We start from the raw sequence: 18,291 nt of genomic DNA on the forward strand, positions 1-18,291 counted from the left end.
CTTTATTATAAAAAAATAAGTGCAAATGTTAAATCACTAATGATGTGTTTAACAATTACACTTTTATGGTACTAAAAACAGCCTCCTATGATAATATTATTCTATCATAGAAAACTGCATTTACAGACTTTTTCTCACAGGCTCTAATTATTTTTTACATTTGGACAGCATCTCTGTTATAATTGTAAAGTAAACTCTATAATTTGGAAATATGTATTCTAAATAGAATGGTCTGATAAAATATTCTCTAAAATATTAATGGCATCTTCTATAAACTTGGAACATTTTATTTTAAACAAGCCCCGTTCTCTTGCAATATTTCTATTATCTTCTTCCTTTAAGTCAATTCCAAGTAAATTTCTACATACTATTGAATTGTTAATGCTTATAAATTTTTCACTGAACAGTCTTATCATCCGATATGTTTTTTCCTTTGATTCTCTATCTTTTGCTTCGCTATTTCCAAATTTAACATTCAACACCATTATAGCACCAGTTACAGCACCACAGACCTCTCCCTGGCACATCCCGCCTCCAAAACCTGAAGCAATCTTTAACGCTAACTTATTATTTAATTCTAAATCGTGACTAAAGGCTGATAGAACACATTGAGAACAGTTTAATCCTTCTTTAAAATTCACAACAGCATTTTCTGATTTTTCCATGTTAAATACTCCTTTCCTTTACTACAATAATACTTACTCATTTATTTAAGTTATAGTTAGTTTATTCCGACTACCATACTTCTATGTTCCATTAAAACTACATCATGCCATTTACCATCACTCATTTTTCCTAATCTTTCTCTTACACCTATTTCTCTAAAACCACATTTTTTATTTAAAGCTATACTTATCGTATTTTCTTTTATAATTCCAGACTGTAAAGTCCAAAATCCATTTTTTTCAGACAGTTTAACTAAATTTGTTAAGAGGGCCGTTCCTATACCTTGTCCTCTATATTCTTCTCCTATATATATGCTAGCTTCTGCAACACCTGAATAAACACACCTACTTGAAATTGAACTTAAAGATCCCCAGCCCAATACTTTCTTACCTAAACGAGCCACTATCCTACATGAATTAACGTGGCTGTTATTCCAGTTTTCCCATGTAGGTATCTCTGTTTGAAATGTCGCTTTACCTGTATTAATGCCCTCTAAATAAATTTTTGCTACACTCACCCAATCTTCTTTAATCATTTCTTCAATTTTATAATTCATTTTTCTACCACACCCTATTTATATCATCTTTCTTCTAAATTTTGTACGCTTTTACATATGCTCCTGCAAAAGCTCCGTCAACGAGCTCTGAGCCTATTTTATCATATATATGACCGAAATTTTTCCGTTCAACCCTGCTTTATGAGTCATTTGTTATATCTTCACAACATGATGTAGTATCGTATGCACAATTAACTTTAGATTCGGAATTCACTTTCTTTGCTATTCCTCCTAACAACATTTATTTTGATTTACTGCCTCAGTTAATAGTCTTAAGCTATCAAGTACTTGTTCTCTTTTATTTTCTGGAATGGACATAAAAATATTTGTGTAATACTTCTCCATAGTTCCTTCTATATTTTTGAATATTTTCATTCCATTATCAGTTAATCTTATAGTTATATACCGCCTATCTTCTTTGTGTAATTCTCTAGCTACTAAACCATTTTTCACAAGGTTATCTATAGTTCTACTCATTGTACTTTTATCTAAAGTTAATAACTTAGCAAGTTCATTTAAAGAAATGTCTTTTGTTCTTCCTATCTCAACAATAGCGTGGCATTGTGAAATTGTAACTCCAAAACAGCCTAAGTCATCCTTTTCCAAAATGCCTAAATTTCTTACTAATGTTCTAATTAATTCACGCAAATAGTTACTTCCTTTATATTCCATTTACTCACCTCTATTTTATTGTATCGTGAAACTGTTGTATATTACAACTATATTTTAAAAAGATAGTATATAAATCCTAAATTTAGTTTAAATCAGGTGTTAACATTAGATGTTTTATTATATATTTAGACAAAATTTTTATAATGTCTAATTTACCCACTAAAAGATAAAACTAGAATAATTTTTACTCTAGTTAATAAACAAAATAAGAAATGGTAGTCACTGTTAGTTTATTTTTGATAGTAGTTTTGAAAACCATCTTAAATCAGCTCCAAAAGATTATTTTTTATTTAACTTCAAGACTAAGGGATAGTAACAGTTCCATACCATCTCTTATAATAAACTATCAATAACATTTTACAAGTATGGCATTTAATGTTCGGGTCTTTTCTTTGTGTTAACTATTCTAATCATATCTTCATAAAGAGCTTTTTCATCTATAGGGCCTATTATTCTTTTCATATGAGCAGAAGATACTCCACCTCTAGCACCTCCAATTCCATAAACTTTAATTCTACTATAATAATTATTTCCAGCTTCTATTGCTTTAGTCTTTAATTCCTTATCATTAGGATTTTTACTTAACTTGAAAATAAGATCATAATAAGTTTTCTTATACGGGTTTGTTTCTATTTCGCTAAAAGCTACTTGAAATAATACAACAGCAATAGTTGAAAGAAACGCTAGCAATACCTTTATCCCCATATATAATCCTCCACAATATTTTCGTTTTTAAATTTAATATATAATTATTTATATTTACAACTTAGCTATATGTAAATAATACCATAAACAAATTATTATTGGGACAGGTTTATATGTTTATGTCAAGTAACTATACATTAGATTTCAATTGTATCAAAATATGTTTTTGGGCTTAGAATCAGTATTTGTATGTTTGAAAAAATAGTTATTTAACAAGCTAAATTGGTTTTAATATAACTTGTTGACAGAAACGCGAAAAAGATGTTTAATATAACTGACTAGTCAGTTATATTAATTTGTACAAATTTATACTGATTTCTGTAATATTAGTACTGGTAATACCCCTTATACATGGAGGGGTTTATTATATTAAAAAATTACGTTTTTTAAGTTTATTAGAATACAAGGTTACCTAATAAAATAAATATGAAGGAGGAGTTTATGTGTGTGGAATTTTTAGCTCTTTTTGTAGTAAAGGAAATTTAAATATGGACACCTTAAAAAAGGCAACAGCAACATTACATCATCGTGGTCCAGACGGTAGGCAAGTTTGGATGTCCGAAGACAGAAAAGTTGCACTTGGACATACAAGACTTAGCATTATCGATCTTGAAGGAGGTGAGCAACCTCTTAAAAATGAAGATGGAAGTATTCATGCTGTAGTAAATGGTGAAATATATGATTTTAAGAGAATACAAGCTGAGCTTCAGGCAAAAAATCATATATTCAGAACTGCCTCAGATAGTGAAGTTTTAATTCATCTTTATGAAGAATTAGGCCTAGATGCTTTACATGAGCTAAGAGGAGAATATGCTTTTATACTATGGGATTCTAAAACTCAAAGATTGATTGCTGGAAGAGATCGTTTTGGAATTAAGCCTTTATATTATTCCTTCTATCATGATGTGTTATTTATGGCTTCTGAGATTAAAGCTCTTTTAGCAGCAGGGGTTCCCGCTAGGTGGGATGATGAGAGTTTTTATATTGGTAGTCATTTAGGATTTACTCCTATGCAAAATAGGTCACTATTTAAAGGAGTTTTTCAAGTTCCACCTGGTCATGTTATTGTAGCAGATGAATATCAACATAAGATGTATCGCTACTGGGATTTCAACTACCCATTAAAAGAATTGCACAATAATAACTTAAGTGAGGGAGAAGCTGTTGAAATATTCAGAAATTATTTTGATGAGGCAGTTAAATTGCGTTTGCATGCAGATGTTCCTGTAGGCGTTTATCTCAGCGGTGGTCTTGATTCATGTTCAATACTTGGTACAGTTGCAAAATTTAGAGGATCTGGTGTAAAAGCTTTTACAATAGGTTTTGAAGATACTGCTTATGATGAATCCTCTATCGCAAAAGAAATGGCAGAACTCGTAGGAGCTGAACTGAATCCCTATGTTGTAACAAAAGAAGCACTTGCTCAAAATTTTGTTGATTCAATACGTCATTGTGAAACAACTATTGCAAATCCACATACTGTAGCTAAGTTTATGCTTAGTAAGTCTGTCAGGGATTCAGGGTATAAGGTTGTTTTAACCGGTGAGGGTTCTGATGAAATATTGGGGGGATATGCTCATTTTCGCCAAGATATGTTACTTTATACGGAGGATTATGGAAGTAAGGCTAGTGTTAATCATGCTCTTAAAGAATTAAAGGAAAAAACATTAGTTTTTTATGATCTATCATCAAGTGAAAGTATTGATAATAATACAATAAAACGCCGCCTTGGTTTTATACCTTCTTGGTTAAAAATGTTTATTTTAGCTTCTAGTAATATCAAAAAGCTGTTTTCAAATGATATAAATGCAAAATTTTTTGATATTGACTCATATGGCTTATTCTTAGATGACCAAGATATTCAGAATCAACTTAGGGGGCGTCATATATTAAATCAATCACAATATCTTTGGTCAAAGTTATTACTCCCAAACTATCTATTATGCAGTTTGGGAGATCGTATGGAAATGGCACATAGTGTAGAGGGTAGGGTTCCATTTTTAGATCACAAGTTAGTAGAATTTGTTACTACCCTTCCAACGTCTCTTAAAATACGAAATATGACTGAAAAGTACATTCTACGTGAAGCAGTACGTCCAATTATAACTAGTACAGTTTATCAACGCAAAAAACATCCTTTTGCCGCACCACCTTCCATTGATAAAGAAGATCCAATGTTTACATTTATGCATGAATATATTGGTGATCATTTAGATAAGTTGCCATTCTTTGATAAAAACAAGATTAGTAATTTACTTAATAACATTAAAGAGAGCCCATTTCAGGATAGAGGCGAGATAGATGCGCTTATTATGACAATTGGAAGTCTTGTGGCTCTGCAAGAACAATTTGGATTGGTGTAGCACTATCAAAGCTGTATAAGTTTATAAAAAAGTTTAACAATGAATTTTGTGATAAACTAAAGCTCCTAACAATTTCATTACCAATGGCATGACAAAAAAATTAAAAACTATCCCATATTTTTATTAAGATTATCTTACCAGAAAGAATAACAAGGCAATTTATCGGGTACCTTTGGTACATCACTATAGTCATCAAACTAAGAGAATTGTATGAAATAAAGTCCATATATTTGCAAAAGCTTGTATTTGTTTTTTAGCTATAAGACAAACTACTATAACTAAAAAGTAATAAGTATATTGGACTGCTATAAAATACTCCTTTACTCTTAATTTGTTCATTATTATTTACTCAAGAGGTAAGTCACAAATTTCATGTTTTGTTTATTAACTAGAGTGTAAATTGCTCTAGTTTTATCTTTTGCTGGGCAGACTAATTAGATATTAAGTATATATTGTCTAAATACAATAAGATATATAGCACACATTTCCAAAATAAGTAATTCAGTTTGCGATTGGTCGCAGCTACCCTAGTATTACCCCTTATAGGATAGTGAGAAAACCTGCAGTATGTATAAATAAAATAGAAACTCTAATGATTTTCACAGAAAAACATTTATACCTAAAACAGTTAGAATAAATTACCGTAATCATTTATGGAATAAAGGTAATGATAAGTTTGAGGTATAAATTTATATTCTTAAACTAAAGAAGGTGTTTTTCTTATGAAAAAGTTTTGTGGTTTACGCTGTGGTATCCTCATAATTACAATACTATTTATATGTTCAAATTGTTCGAGTGCTGGATATACCGATAATTTAGCTCCATCCAACAATAAGTCTAAAAATATTCAGGAATGCCCTAAAGAAGTATTCTTAACTTTTGATGACGGACCAAGCGTAAATAATACAGGAAAAATATTAAAAATATTAAATAACAACAATATAAAAGCTACCTTTTTTGTGGTTGGAATAAAGGCTGAAGAAAATCCTGAAGCACTAAAAGAATTAAGTAATAGTGGTATGTGTATAGGAGTCCATACTTATTCTCATAATTATAAAAAAATATATAAAAGTTTAGATGCTTATATTAGTGATTATGAAATATGTAAAAGCACAATAAAAAAGATAACAAATAAAGAACCTATAAATTATACTCGATTACCAGGCGGCTCAACTAATCTGATAATCAGTAAAACAAACTTAAATTTAATAAAAAAGACTTTAAATGATAAGGGAATAAAATATGTAGATTGGAATGTTTGTTCAGGTGATGCAGACAGTCATGAAGTATCTGTTGAGAAAATAAAAAGAAATGTTAAAAATCAATGTCAGAATAAAAAAATTGCAGTAATACTTATGCATGACACATATTATAAGCATTTTACAGTAGAATCTCTGCCTGAAATAATAACATACTTGAAAAATCAAGGATTTGTCTTTAGAACTTTTGGAGATTTAACTGAAGTAGAACAGAAGAAGATGATAGACCTTGGAATAATAAATAAAAATAATGTCCGATAATAAAGCTAGTAAATTAACTACTAACCTTTTATTTTGTTTTGGAATGTTTAATAAAAAAACTTTATTATTGGTAAAAATTATTAACTTTATACCTATCACACATACCTTGATACTTTACCTACTTAGAGGGTAGAAGCCCATAGCAGCCGTCAACCTAAGAAGTATAGAATCTTTTGAAAAAGGTTGATGGCTATGGGCTGCACCGCATGGGGATATTCTACTATTAATTATTAAACAGTGACGAATTAACTAATTCGCATCATGTTAAAACTCCAACCTAAAATTAATTTGCAATTATAATTTTTCGGGGATTTGGTGTCTATAAAGCGATTTTTAGTGCCTTAAGTATAACATATTATAAGAATTATAAACTAATGCTAGACATTGATATTACAAGGGTTTGACAATGAAATTACTTGATATGAAATTAGTAGAATTTTAAACTTTCAATCCATTACCCGTCAAACAACTATACCTGCAACTTATCTTGTAAAGGAAATTTATTCTGCTGGAATTAAAATGCTTCAAAAAAACTGGAATAAGCAGCTGCCAGTACGTTTGTTAGGAATAAGCCTAAGTGGGTTTGCCAAGGATAATGATAGTGAACAGATATCAATATTTAACATGTTAGAAGAGGACCATGAAAGAAACAGTGTAGACAAAATAGATAAGCTGGAAACCGCTATTAATGATATACGTCAAAAATATGGTTCTTCAATAATTAATCGTGCAATATTGATGAAGAAAGATAATAAAAATTAATTATATTTAAATGATATATATTGTGCAACTACGGTGTTAAACTTAAACGTAGGTTGTAGTAGCTGTTGGGATACATAAATTTTAGGCTGTTTTAGTAGTATACTACTGATTTACTACCAATGAGTAGACAAATGATAAAAGTTGAAATGATTTAAGAAATGCTGATAAAATAATTGAATTTCCTTTAACCCTTGAAAATAAAAAGCTAAGACGAGTCATTTAAATTTACATTAAGATATTTTAATTTTAAATTATAGGATACCCCCCATGTGGAGTGCGTGGTTAAAATATTGAGGAATACCAACGATTGTAGAGAATAAAACAACATAAAAAATATGTTTTGCCACCCATTTGCCACCGAAATTTATTTTTGGGTGGCAAGTATATTTTCTAATATACTTATTAACAAGGAAATCAAAACAACATTTCATGCAGTGAATTGGAAAATTAAGTGAGCAGGTAGATGCTAATCAGTTATCCATTTTTAATGAGTCTGAGCAGTATTATGATGCCAAGGCTGAAGAGCCAACCATGGAAGAAATAACTTATAAAAGAAAAAAGACATCAAGTTATGTTGGAAAGAAAGATAATCTAGCTAACTTAAAAAGAGTAGTTATCGAACATAAATTAGACGAGAATGAAGCTATTTGTGATAAATGTGGGGGAAATTTGGTGCTTAGGTTCTAAATCTAAAGAGATATTAAAGTTTAAGCCAGCAGAGCTGTACATATACTTGGTTAAAATGTTTTCGATATAATTTGGAGAGTGTGTGATTTTACAGAATAAACCTATTATATAAGGATATAATTACAAATATGAAACAATTGGGTGGTAAATTATATGTTGATTCCAGTAGAAATGAAGGATTCCATAGAGATTCCAGACGTTGAGATAACAAATACTAACTTTAAAAATTTAAATTTAAGAGAAGAACATATTGAAGAATTCTTGCGCTCGAATATAGAAGTTATATTTCAGGATGAAACTCTTCTTGTAGTTGGTAAGCAGGTTGTAAATAAAGAAAATGGTAGAAGTGATTTAACTGCAGTAGACCAGTATGGTAATCTTGTACTAATCGAAATCAAAAGAGATGTTGAGGATATTAAACAAAGAAGAGAGGCTTTTGAATTTCAAGCGATAAGATATGCTGCAAGTTATGCTAAGATAAAAACTACTGATGAGCTTGTTGATAAGATATTTGCTTCTTATATTGAAAAATATAAAGATGAATTTGAACCAGGTGATTTAACTGCCTATGAAAAAGCAACAAGAATATTGAATGATTTCCTTGAAAAGAATAATGCGGCTAAGACATTTAATTATAGGCAAAGAATTATTCTTATAGCATCTTCTTTTGATAGCCAAACATTATCAGCAGTTGCTTGGCTTATAGCTAATAATGTAGATATCAGTTGTTTCGAATTAAGTCCAATGAAAATTGGTGATAATTATTTTATAGATATTAATAGGATATTACCTCCTCCAGCATTAGAAGATTTTTATGTTGAAGTTGACGATAAGAAAAGACAAGTGTATTCAGAAAAGAGAAACACACCTATTACAAGATCTTATCTTCCAAGGATGGATAAATTATTTGAATGGGGAGTTATTAAAGCAGGCGACACTGTTGTAATTAAGAATTTTGGCAATTCAGATGCTATAGTTATTGATACTAAAAATGTGGAGTACAATGGTCAAAAACTTACATTTAATCAATGGGGAGAAAAGGTTACAGGATGGTCAGCTTTAAGTGTTTATGAATGGACCATAGTTAAGGGTAGTGAAAAGACTTTACATGAAATAAGGAGAGAAAAACTCCTGTCTGTTGAAAATGAAACAGAATAAAGAAAATCAGAAACAAGGGCACTATGTGTAAAAATCACACATGTATCCTTGTTTTTATATCTTCCCTAAAAAATTTGAATGAGGTATATAAGGAATATTTAATTTATTCTCCCTGCTATTTAGTAACTGTGTTTAATCTATCAACTAGATAGGCAGGAATACCTTTAATAAATTCATCGTAAACAAAACTAGCTAGAAAAGAATTTATTAATAAGAATTTTAATAAGTAAACATATAAATAAAAATCAGATGATTTAAATTCCCTCAAATTTCATGATATACTAGAATTAGTTATGCTCAAATTGTAATTTACTATACAATAATTTTTTATTTTTGTGTGATGAAAATATATGGAAAATACTCTATTTCTATAGGCAAAACTAATAATTGACTTGTTGTGCTAGTTAAATTTTGAAACCATTGAAAAGACGAGCTTAAATTTTTAAAAGTAGAAAATTCTAGTCTAGAAAAGCAGTCATTTTTAATATGATGAATCAACGAGTACAACAGGTAGTAATTAACAACTATTGAAGAAAAGGAGTCGGAAAGATGAATGGTCCAGCTAAGGATTTGTTATATGATAACAGAATTAAAATACCAAAGCATATTGCTATAGTTTGTGATGGAAATGGTAGATGGGCTAAAAAGAAAGGTTTGCCTCGAACTTTTGGTCATAAAGCTGGCACAAAGCCAATTAAAAATGTTACTAGAGACTGTTTCGAATTAGGAGTTAAAGTACTTACCTTTTATGTTTTTTCTACGGAGAATTGGAGTCGCCCTGATGAAGAGGTGAATTTCTTGATGAAGCTATTTGTGGAGTTCTTCATAAAATTGCGCAATGAAGCTGGAGAAAATATTAGAGTGAAGCATATTGGTGTTACAGATAATCTTTCTTGTCAATTAATAGATGAAATTAAAAAGACTGAAAGCTCAACGGAAAATAATTTAGGTATGATATTAAATATTGCATTAAATTATGGGAGTCGTTCAGAAATAACAAATGCTGCTAAAAACATGATACATGATATGGATATTGGAAATCTTAATGTTGATAAAATAAACGAAAGTTTGGTTAGTAATTATATGTTTACCTCAGGATTACCTGATGTTGACTTAATTATTAGAACAAGTGGAGAAATGAGGGTAAGTAATTTCTTGTTATGGCAGTCTGCAAAAGCTAAGCTATGGTTTACAAATGACTTTTGGCCAGATTTTAAGTATGACCATTTGAAACAAGCAATTAAACACTATAATGAAATAGATTTGTAAATTTTTTTAGATTATATTGTAGATCTTTGCTCAGTAAAAGATTATGAAGAGAATTTGAAGTTGTTGAGGTGAAAAAGTATGTCATGGCTAATAAAAAAAATTAACATGGGATATTTCTAAAATACAGTTTTATAGTATATAAGGAGGATATAATTATGGCTGTTTTTGAAGATTTTATGAAATTAGATATTAGGGTTGGAGAAGTTACAGAAGTGGAAGTTTTTCAAAAAGCGAAAAAGGCTGCTTATAAGTTGTGGATTGATTTTGGTGATGAAATTGGTATAAAGAAATCAAGTGCTCAGATTACAGAATGTTATAAAAAAGAAGAGCTTATAGGTAAACAAGTCCTGGGAGTTATAAATTTTCCACCGAGACAAATTGCTGATTTTATGTCGGAAGTATTGGTACTAGGAGTTTATGCTAAACAAGGAGTAGTATTAATTCAGCCAGAACAACCTGTTAAGAAAGGTGATAAATTAGGTTAATTGCTAATTTGTGTAAGTCGTGATACATCAGTAATTTATTTCGTAACAAGTTTTATTAGGGATGGGAAATGGTATGTTTATATTTGCTATTGTAGATTCAGTATTTTTATCATTAGTTATAATTGGTGGAGGGTTTTTGTGTAAAAGTATAGCGAATGTAAATCCACATAATGGTATAGGTTATAGAACTAAACTTTCAAAGAAAAATGCAGATACTTGGAAGGAAGCAAATACATATGGTGGGAATGTGCTAATTATATGTGGAGCAGTATACTTTGTGCTGACTTTGATATCTGCTGTAGTATTTCATAATAATTTCAATGGCGTAATGGCTGTTGTATTATCTATTGGAATTGGAATAGTACCAGTTATTTTAATTGGTGTTTTCATTTCAGAAATATATTTAAGAAATATTTTTGACAGTGAGGGAAATAGAAAATAGTTGCTAAAAGCAAATTATTAAATAGATTTTGTAATTACTTAATAAACAATTTTCTTATAATGTAGTAAAAAATTTTACTAAATATATTCTACAAAAATTATAAGTATAAATTATATCATTGAAAGAATAAAATTATTAATGTCTTTAGTTAAGTCACATTATTCAAAACTTGAGTCACAAGTGTTAAGTTATGTGTAGATATCTTAGCTTTAAAGTATCTATATAATCTTAAAATGAGGAGATAATGGTATGGATAAACCATTTTATAGTAGGAATTTTACTGTCAATTATCTTGAAAAAGATGAAAATTTATGGAATTTAACATCATATTTAAAAGACAATACTCATGAAATTAAAGTTCAGTTGGATATTTTAGTGTCAGATATGATTATAAAAAATGCTAATGTAGATTTCTTAAAATATCCTATGGAAAGTTGTTTATTAATTAAAGCAAAAATAGAAGAAGTAATAGGATTATGCTTGTATGATGATTTTTCTGATAAAGTTAGGCAATTATTTCTAGGTGGTAGTGGGTGTTCGAATGTAATGCATCTATTGGGAATTTCTGCTCCAGCAATAATATATTTCTATCACACTGAACAAATAAAAAGAGGAAATATGAATCATAGACAATGGTGGAATTTTGTAATTACCAAACTTACAAATGCTTGTATTGCTCATAAAATGCTTTTAGAAAAATATAAAAAACAAAAATATTGACATACTATAATACAGATGTTATTATACGATATATACAGTAAATACACTAAAGACAATAAATCAATAAAGACATGTTCGGCGTGATGAGGGTGATTTTATATTGCGAATTATAATTAGAAATACATCGGGAAAACCTATTTATGAACAGATTAAAGAACAAATCAAGGAAGCCATACTTAGTGATGAATTAAATGAAGGAGATATGCTTCCATCCATTAGGCAGCTTGCCAGTGAATTAAAAATAAGTGTAGTTACTACAACAAGAGCTTACTCTGATTTAGAGCAGGAGGGTTTTATTGTAAGTATTCAAGGTAGAGGCTGCTTTGTTTCTCCGAAAGACAGTGAGCTGGTACGTGAACAGCTGCTTCGTAAAATTGAAGATGGTTTTGCCACTGCTATAAATGCTGCTAAGATAGCTAAATTGCCTCAAAAAGAATTATTACAAATGCTTAAATCTATGTTGGAGGGAAATCCATATGAATAATGCTATTGAAATACAAAAGCTTTGTAAAAGCTATAAAGATTTTTCATTGAATAATATCTCTTTTACTTTGCCGATGGGATATATCATGGGATTTGTCGGTCAGAACGGTGCTGGTAAGACCACCATGATCCGGCTAATCCTTAATATGATTGACCGGGACAGTGGAGATATAAAAATATTCGGCTTGGATAATATACAGGACGAGCAGAAAATCAAGCAGGACATTGCAGTAGTTTTTGATGATATATATTTTGTTGATAGCTGGAAAGTCAGGGAAGTAGAAAGAGCTATTAAAAGCTTTTACAGCAATTGGAGCAGTAAACTATTCAATAAATATGTAAGCGACTTTCATCTACCTATGGACAAAAGGGTGAAAGAATTATCTCGTGGTATGAAAATGAAGCTGATGCTGGCTGCTGCAATGTCACATGAAGCAAAGCTTTTAATACTTGATGAACCTACGAGTGGACTTGACCCCGTTGCCCGCAACGAGCTGCTTGAAATTTTAGGAAAATATATTGCCAACGGGCAGAAAAGCATTCTTTTTTCAACGCATATTACCTCTGACCTTGAAAAAATCGCCGATTATATTACATTGATTGATTATGGAAATATCTTCTATTCCGGAACCAAAGATGATCTACTAGAAAGTTTTTGCATCGTCAGGGGCGGCCCACATGACCTGACAGAGTCACTGAAGAAAAAAATCATCGGGCTCACCACAAATATCGTCGGATTTGCGGGACTGTTGCCGGCTTCCGAGATGAAACATTTGGCTCCAGAAATCGTTACTGAAACACCTTCTATAGACGAGATTTTAGTATCAATAAGCAAAGGAGATGGAAATCATGAATAATATTCTCAAATCGATAAGGCTCGATCATGATATAATGAAGTCGCGTTATCCGATGTTTGTGATTGCTTACATTCTCGGGATTTTCCTCGCTGTGATTTCAAAAACACCCTTTTTCGGTGCTTTGGTTGTCATGGTTATTTCGGCACCCCTTATCGGTCAGTACTTTTCCATATATGAAAAAAATAACCTGGAAAAACTGTATGGAGTATTACCACTCAGGAAATCCGAAATAGTCATAGGTAGATATATATACGCCCTGTGCATCGTCGTCATAAACGGGATCATCGCGGCGATATTAGCATATATCATTTCGTTTTTGACCAACAAGGGAATAAGTAACACTGAATCCCTGACCTATTTGTCCGCCGCCTTCTTTTATGTCTGCCTGATGATCGCGGTGATATTTCCGCTGTATTTTAAATTTTCGTTTTCTAAAGTATATGTCTTTTCTAACTTGCCGTTTTATTTGATTTTCATAATTACCTTTGCCTTTACGAGAAAAACGAACGTTCTGAAACAGGCAGGCCCGGCTGTCCAGAATCTCACATCCAACCTCACAATAGCGGCTATCGGACTGGTCCTAGGGCTTATATTGCTGGCTCTTTCGTGCCTTTTATCCTGTGCACTTACCGAGGGAAATAGGATGATAAGCCTTCCGGCGGAAGAACCGGGGAAACGCCTGTACTTCGCCGACAATCTGCGCACATGGATGGTGATACTCGTCGTGCTGCAGCACCTGGGCGAGACTTTCGGCTTGTATTTGTTCCTGATGCTGAACCAGGCATACTTCATGGGCCTGCTCTTCCTGCTCTCGGGGTATTTCACCCCCGGATCGTATGAACGCAAGGGCCCCAGCAAATTCCTTATGGACAGGATGCTGAGGCTCGGCATACCCACGCTTGTTTACGTCTTCATAATCAGCCCCCTGGATGTCTGGGGAAGCCATCGAATAACGCATAAACCCATCGGGAATCTATTTGCCCTGGATCAGATGTGGTTCGCCGTAATGCTGCTCGTATTCGACCTGGGTTACCTGGCATGGCGTACGATTGTGAACAACAGCCCGGAGCGCCCAGCGGACGATGCGCCCAAGAAGCTCACGTTCCCCAAAGTCGCCCTCTTTACGCTGGCGCTGGCGGCGGCCAGCTACCTGCTGAGGAGCGTCATTCCATATGGCATACCCGTGCTCGAATTTCCGTCGCTTGGGTATCTGGCCCAATACCTGAGCTTTTTCCTGATCGGAATGCTTGTCTTCCGTCAGGGCTGGCTTAGGTCGGTCACCGGTTCGCTCGGGAAGCTTGGCTTCGTTCTGGCTGTGCTCGCAACGGTCATACTGTTCCCCACGGCGATATTTATCGGCTCTGGCAGCAAGTGGATAGGCTACGGGAGCTGGCAGTCGGCCGTATTCGCTCTGTGGGATTCGATCTTCGCCGTGGGAATAAGTCTGGCATTGATTACTTTCTTCCGACGCTTCCTCGACGGCGGGAAGAAGTTCGGCCGGTTCCTCTCCCGGCATTCCTTCGCCGTGTACGTTATCCATGTGCCAGTTATCGTTTTCCTGATGCTGGCGATGCGAAGTATCCATATAAATCAGCTGCTGAAATTCGGTTTAGTGGCTGTAATAGGAGTACCGCTCTGTTTCGGAGCTGCCTATCTTATTCGGCTAATTCCGTACGCAAAAGAAATCATTTAATGCAAATACTAAAATGTGTTTTATATTCCCTCATTCTGTTAGTTTGAGGGATTTTCTTGTACTGAAAACAATATTCTATTAGTATACATTTGCAACACGTTCTAATGCTAATATAGCTGAAGCAGTAGAATAATTAGCCAAAAAATGGATTTAATTTTATAAATGTTAATGAAGCTTTAGCCGATGAGGAAGGAAATTTAAAAGCAGAATTTTCTATGGAAGGTCTTAATTTGTGGCCAAATGCATATTCAGTCATTCTTGAGAATATGAGAAAGTATTTATAATAACCATGGTTGAAGAAGCGATCTTGCTTCATCATGGTTTTAAAAAATTCAATGTTTTTAATTCCTAAACAGCAGTCAAATAATGTGAATAATTTTGGAAATATGAGATTTTCGTTTCATGGACATTAGCCATCATGAAAGACTATAAAGCTTTAAAATAATGAAAATTTCAGGAAAATTCATCATTTTACTATCAAAACACAGCAAGGCCGTAGAAAAAATTATAACTCAAACAGGACTAAGCTCGGGAGATATATTTGATATTATAAAGGCTACTGTCTCGGAGATAGGCAAGGATAAGAAAGCTTCAACTACACAATACCATAGCAATAATCCATCAGTGGCCTGTCAAGGCCACTATATTTTTGTCAATATATTATATTTATTGGAAGTTTTATAATAAGCGTATGTAATAAATATAGACAAGCTATCTAGATTATGCTAAGCCAATATTATGATGAGTAATTATTTTGAATAGACTTTCTAATTTGTTCCATTCTTTCATTTGATTCATTATATTTAGATATTATTTCTTCACTTTCAATAAATTGTGGATTGATTTGAATAAGATGCCTATTTATATTTTGATTCCATATTTTATCTATTGTAACATTAGCAACTTTGAAAAATTTTTCTAATAAGTTCATAACTCATACACTCCTAACCATTTGTTATTATAATTTATTGTACATATATATGATACCTTTCACCTATTCATGACAAAGATACTCTCACTTTTCTAAAGCAGGGGAGAGTTCACTGATTAGAAATGGTCATGAAGAGGTTAGAAAATGGTATAGAGGTATATGATCAAAAACTCCAACTGTATTTTAGCTGGAGTTTTCGTTTTACATAAATAACTAGCCCATAAACAGTAAAGATATTCAAAGGACTTTAGTTATATATTAGTATTATACCCACTTTATCATATTATATATTTGTTTTCCAAATATTCATTTAATTACTTAGAATATTTTTTATAGAAATGTACAAACTTTAAGTATAAACAGTAAAGATTACTATACAAAGGAGTGTTAATTATGGCACGTAGCAGTAATAATTTAGTAGTTCCACAGGCTAGAGAAGCTTTAGATAGATTTAAAATGGAATCAGCTCAAGAAGTTGGAGTAAATTTAAAGAATGGATATAATGGAGATTTAACTGCCAGAGAAGCTGGCTCTATAGGTGGAAACATGGTTAAGAAAATGGTTGAAGCTTATGAACAAGGTTTAAAGTAAGATGTTATAAAAAGTCTAGAATGGTGTTATAGGCCATTCTAGGCTCTATTTTTGTATAGAATATTACACATATTTTTATTTATTTAAAATACTGTACATTATGGTATAATAAATTAAAAGAGGCCGTTACGGTTTTAAAAATTGTCTTTAAATATTTTTAATCAATTAAGATGTGCTTTCCGACAGCTCATCTTAATTTTTTGAGCCTGTATCTTAATAATTATTATAGCATATGTAGAAATAATTTTAAGGTTAAAGTAGTTATACTATTTTAGGAATATATAATTAAAGCTATAAAATATTTGAAATGCGACGAAAAAACACCCCAAAATTCAAAATTAAATAATGCGGTGCTCTTATAAATCGTTATCTAACACAACTTAAATTCTTTTAATTAAGTGCATTATTTAGAAAGACTTTTATCTAATAGATCAGATAACAAACAAAAATGTTCTATCATAGTTCTTCTTTGTTCTTGCGACATATTTCCAAAAGCCTCTACTTCTGCTGATTTAAGTTTTTCAAGTATACTGCTTGCATATTGACTTCCCTTCTCCGTAAACCTAACAATTTTGTTCCTACGGTCTTTAGAATTCAATTCTCTCAGAATATATCCTTTTTTCTCAAGTCCAGATAGTATTAACGAAACTGTTTGTTTCGGCAAACTCAATTTATCCCGAATTTCATTTTGAGTACAATAAGGGGAACTTTTATTTATTACATACAAAGTAAACAAGGTTGTATCTTGAATTTCATGTTTTCTGGACCAAACACGATAAATATCATTAATTTTAAACCAAGATTGATAATAAACATCTAATAGCTCAGTAAATTTCTCTTCCTCACTCATGTCTTGTACACTCTTCCTTCAATTATAAAATAATACTACCTTAATTATAAGAGAAACTAGTGACTAACACCACTAAAATTTAGTCCTATAACCCCTAATACAATAAAAAGTATAGATACTATTTTTAACACACTAACATCCTCTTTAAAAACAAGAATTCCTATTACTGATATAATAGTAATTCCTGCTGCTCCCCATATAGCATATACTATACTAACAGATATCTTCTTTAAGGACATTGATAAAAAAATAAAGCATAGCCCATATGTTAAAAGTGTTCCTAGTGCTGGTAGTAATTTTGTAAATCCTTCAGAGATCTTCATACAAGTAGTTCCTAAAGTTTCAAGAATAATAGCTAAAATTAGATAGATCCATTCCATAGTAAAAACCTCTTTTAAATAATATTAGTCCATTAATGGACTAATATTATTGTACTAAAATGTTATGCTTTAGTCAATATTAGCTAAAATTCCCATGGAATTTATAAACAATTAAACACCTTATTATTCAATTTTCAAATAGCTCTCTTGTTTTTTATTTAAGTCACATTAAATTCACATTTTGAACAAAATGATTATATATTAAAGCGCTTTTAAAAGGTTATTCTGGGTAATGTTTTTAGAAAAGCTAAAAATAGATATATATATTCATATTACAATAATTTACTATTCTTAAAATATATAAATTTTAATTTTATTCGTGTATATCTTTAATAGTGTTAATTATTAGAACTGTACAAGTTATTATAGTTGCCCCTAGTAAATAAATACCAACTAGTATAATATCAGAATCGTTATTACCGTTATGTAACAGATTTTCGAGAATAAACGAAAGATACATAAAGGCAATAAAACTTATAATCCATAAAATAATATATTTTA

The 18,291-nt window shown here is 31.5% G+C and carries 20 protein-coding genes and 1 pseudogene; 14 read left to right on the plus strand and 7 right to left on the minus strand.

Annotated features, from left to right (window positions below):
* Positions 1–218: 218 nt before the first annotated feature.
* The 4 genes from ACJDU8_RS11615 to ACJDU8_RS11630 form a co-directional block, all read right to left on the minus strand.
* A complete protein-coding gene (locus tag ACJDU8_RS11615) occupies positions 219–665 on the minus strand; it encodes a C-GCAxxG-C-C family protein (RefSeq protein ID WP_406792319.1) in 447 nt (148 codons plus the stop codon).
* Between the two features lie 56 nt (positions 666–721).
* Complete coding sequence (locus ACJDU8_RS11620) at positions 722–1,222, minus strand: GNAT family N-acetyltransferase (RefSeq protein ID WP_406792320.1); 501 nt, start codon at positions 1,220–1,222, stop codon at positions 722–724.
* 231 nt (positions 1,223–1,453) lie between these two features.
* A complete protein-coding gene (locus ACJDU8_RS11625; protein WP_406792321.1) occupies positions 1,454–1,894 on the minus strand; it encodes a MarR family winged helix-turn-helix transcriptional regulator in 441 nt (146 codons plus the stop codon).
* Positions 1,895–2,266: 372 nt separating this feature from the next.
* Positions 2,267–2,599, minus strand: a complete 333-nt coding sequence (locus tag ACJDU8_RS11630) for a hypothetical protein (protein ID WP_406792322.1) — start codon at positions 2,597–2,599, stop codon at positions 2,267–2,269.
* Positions 2,600–3,042: 443 nt separating this feature from the next.
* On the opposite strand from ACJDU8_RS11630, the gene asnB reads away from it, so the two are divergent.
* From asnB to ACJDU8_RS11695, 13 genes and pseudogenes are all read left to right on the plus strand, one after another.
* Complete coding sequence (gene asnB / locus ACJDU8_RS11635) at positions 3,043–4,962, plus strand: asparagine synthase (glutamine-hydrolyzing) (protein WP_406792323.1); 1,920 nt, start codon at positions 3,043–3,045, stop codon at positions 4,960–4,962.
* A 722-nt stretch (positions 4,963–5,684) separates the two neighbouring features.
* Complete coding sequence (locus tag ACJDU8_RS11640) at positions 5,685–6,482, plus strand: polysaccharide deacetylase family protein (RefSeq protein WP_406792324.1); 798 nt, start codon at positions 5,685–5,687, stop codon at positions 6,480–6,482.
* 441 nt (positions 6,483–6,923) lie between these two features.
* A pseudogene (locus tag ACJDU8_RS11645) lies at positions 6,924–7,244 on the plus strand (DinB/UmuC family translesion DNA polymerase); the annotation flags it as partial.
* 531 nt (positions 7,245–7,775) lie between these two features.
* On the plus strand, positions 7,776–7,931 hold the full coding sequence (locus tag ACJDU8_RS11650) for a hypothetical protein (protein ID WP_479723068.1): 156 nt from the start codon (positions 7,776–7,778) through the stop codon (positions 7,929–7,931).
* A 153-nt stretch (positions 7,932–8,084) separates the two neighbouring features.
* Entirely contained in the window at positions 8,085–9,089 is a 1,005-nt protein-coding gene (locus ACJDU8_RS11655; protein WP_406792325.1) for a hypothetical protein, read from the plus strand.
* 549 nt (positions 9,090–9,638) lie between these two features.
* Complete coding sequence (locus ACJDU8_RS11660) at positions 9,639–10,358, plus strand: isoprenyl transferase (RefSeq protein WP_406792326.1); 720 nt, start codon at positions 9,639–9,641, stop codon at positions 10,356–10,358.
* A 155-nt stretch (positions 10,359–10,513) separates the two neighbouring features.
* The gene (locus ACJDU8_RS11665; protein ID WP_406792327.1) at positions 10,514–10,843 is read left to right on the plus strand and encodes a tRNA-binding protein; all 330 of its coding nucleotides are present in this window, start codon (positions 10,514–10,516) and stop codon (positions 10,841–10,843) included.
* A 73-nt stretch (positions 10,844–10,916) separates the two neighbouring features.
* A complete protein-coding gene (locus ACJDU8_RS11670; protein WP_406792328.1) occupies positions 10,917–11,285 on the plus strand; it encodes an SdpI family protein in 369 nt (122 codons plus the stop codon).
* 249 nt (positions 11,286–11,534) lie between these two features.
* Entirely contained in the window at positions 11,535–12,005 is a 471-nt protein-coding gene (locus tag ACJDU8_RS11675; protein WP_406792329.1) for a DUF2889 domain-containing protein, read from the plus strand.
* Between the two features lie 100 nt (positions 12,006–12,105).
* Complete coding sequence (locus ACJDU8_RS11680; protein WP_406792330.1) at positions 12,106–12,489, plus strand: GntR family transcriptional regulator; 384 nt, start codon at positions 12,106–12,108, stop codon at positions 12,487–12,489.
* Complete coding sequence (locus ACJDU8_RS11685; RefSeq protein ID WP_406792331.1) at positions 12,482–13,345, plus strand: ABC transporter ATP-binding protein; 864 nt, start codon at positions 12,482–12,484, stop codon at positions 13,343–13,345. The genes ACJDU8_RS11680 and ACJDU8_RS11685 overlap by 8 nt, the downstream gene beginning before the upstream one ends.
* Positions 13,338–15,038 (plus strand): acyltransferase family protein, encoded by a 1,701-nt coding sequence (locus ACJDU8_RS11690; RefSeq protein ID WP_406792332.1) that lies wholly within the window; start codon positions 13,338–13,340, stop codon positions 15,036–15,038. The genes ACJDU8_RS11685 and ACJDU8_RS11690 overlap by 8 nt, the downstream gene beginning before the upstream one ends.
* A gap of 444 nt (positions 15,039–15,482) precedes the next feature.
* A complete protein-coding gene (locus tag ACJDU8_RS11695; RefSeq protein WP_406792333.1) occupies positions 15,483–15,722 on the plus strand; it encodes a hypothetical protein in 240 nt (79 codons plus the stop codon).
* A gap of 52 nt (positions 15,723–15,774) precedes the next feature.
* On the opposite strand, the gene ACJDU8_RS11700 is transcribed toward ACJDU8_RS11695, so the two are convergent.
* The gene (locus ACJDU8_RS11700) at positions 15,775–15,969 is read right to left on the minus strand and encodes a hypothetical protein (RefSeq protein ID WP_406792334.1); all 195 of its coding nucleotides are present in this window, start codon (positions 15,967–15,969) and stop codon (positions 15,775–15,777) included.
* 393 nt (positions 15,970–16,362) lie between these two features.
* On the opposite strand from ACJDU8_RS11700, the gene ACJDU8_RS11705 reads away from it, so the two are divergent.
* The gene (locus ACJDU8_RS11705; protein ID WP_406792335.1) at positions 16,363–16,560 is read left to right on the plus strand and encodes an alpha/beta-type small acid-soluble spore protein; all 198 of its coding nucleotides are present in this window, start codon (positions 16,363–16,365) and stop codon (positions 16,558–16,560) included.
* A gap of 403 nt (positions 16,561–16,963) precedes the next feature.
* On the opposite strand, the gene ACJDU8_RS11710 is transcribed toward ACJDU8_RS11705, so the two are convergent.
* Positions 16,964–17,410: a MarR family winged helix-turn-helix transcriptional regulator gene (locus tag ACJDU8_RS11710; protein WP_406792336.1), complete on the minus strand. Its 447-nt coding sequence runs from the start codon at positions 17,408–17,410 to the stop codon at positions 16,964–16,966.
* 56 nt (positions 17,411–17,466) lie between these two features.
* Positions 17,467–17,790 (minus strand): DMT family transporter, encoded by a 324-nt coding sequence (locus tag ACJDU8_RS11715; protein WP_406792337.1) that lies wholly within the window; start codon positions 17,788–17,790, stop codon positions 17,467–17,469.
* Between the last annotated feature and the right edge of the window lie 501 nt (positions 17,791–18,291).

Source organism: Candidatus Clostridium eludens (assembly GCF_045310515.1).
Lineage (GTDB): Bacteria > Bacillota > Clostridia > Clostridiales > Clostridiaceae > Clostridium_B > Clostridium_B eludens.

Coding starts and splice junctions, on each gene's coding strand:
- ACJDU8_RS11620 (WP_406792320.1), bottom strand. CDS start 1,222: ATGAATTATAAAATTGAAGAAATGATTAAAGAAGATTGGGTGAGTGTA.
- ACJDU8_RS11710 (WP_406792336.1), bottom strand. CDS start 17,410: ATGAGTGAGGAAGAGAAATTTACTGAGCTATTAGATGTTTATTATCAA.
- ACJDU8_RS11690 (WP_406792332.1), top strand. CDS start 13,338: ATGAATAATATTCTCAAATCGATAAGGCTCGATCATGATATAATGAAG.
- ACJDU8_RS11675 (WP_406792329.1), top strand. CDS start 11,535: ATGGATAAACCATTTTATAGTAGGAATTTTACTGTCAATTATCTTGAA.
- ACJDU8_RS11670 (WP_406792328.1), top strand. CDS start 10,917: ATGTTTATATTTGCTATTGTAGATTCAGTATTTTTATCATTAGTTATA.
- ACJDU8_RS11715 (WP_406792337.1), bottom strand. CDS start 17,790: ATGGAATGGATCTATCTAATTTTAGCTATTATTCTTGAAACTTTAGGA.
- ACJDU8_RS11615 (WP_406792319.1), bottom strand. CDS start 665: ATGGAAAAATCAGAAAATGCTGTTGTGAATTTTAAAGAAGGATTAAAC.
- ACJDU8_RS11660 (WP_406792326.1), top strand. CDS start 9,639: ATGAATGGTCCAGCTAAGGATTTGTTATATGATAACAGAATTAAAATA.
- ACJDU8_RS11625 (WP_406792321.1), bottom strand. CDS start 1,894: ATGGAATATAAAGGAAGTAACTATTTGCGTGAATTAATTAGAACATTA.
- ACJDU8_RS11700 (WP_406792334.1), bottom strand. CDS start 15,969: ATGAACTTATTAGAAAAATTTTTCAAAGTTGCTAATGTTACAATAGAT.
- ACJDU8_RS11695 (WP_406792333.1), top strand. CDS start 15,483: ATGAAAATTTCAGGAAAATTCATCATTTTACTATCAAAACACAGCAAG.
- ACJDU8_RS11640 (WP_406792324.1), top strand. CDS start 5,685: ATGAAAAAGTTTTGTGGTTTACGCTGTGGTATCCTCATAATTACAATA.
- ACJDU8_RS11685 (WP_406792331.1), top strand. CDS start 12,482: ATGAATAATGCTATTGAAATACAAAAGCTTTGTAAAAGCTATAAAGAT.
- ACJDU8_RS11705 (WP_406792335.1), top strand. CDS start 16,363: ATGGCACGTAGCAGTAATAATTTAGTAGTTCCACAGGCTAGAGAAGCT.
- ACJDU8_RS11665 (WP_406792327.1), top strand. CDS start 10,514: ATGGCTGTTTTTGAAGATTTTATGAAATTAGATATTAGGGTTGGAGAA.
- ACJDU8_RS11630 (WP_406792322.1), bottom strand. CDS start 2,599: ATGGGGATAAAGGTATTGCTAGCGTTTCTTTCAACTATTGCTGTTGTA.
- ACJDU8_RS11650 (WP_479723068.1), top strand. CDS start 7,776: ATGGAAGAAATAACTTATAAAAGAAAAAAGACATCAAGTTATGTTGGA.
- ACJDU8_RS11655 (WP_406792325.1), top strand. CDS start 8,085: ATGTTGATTCCAGTAGAAATGAAGGATTCCATAGAGATTCCAGACGTT.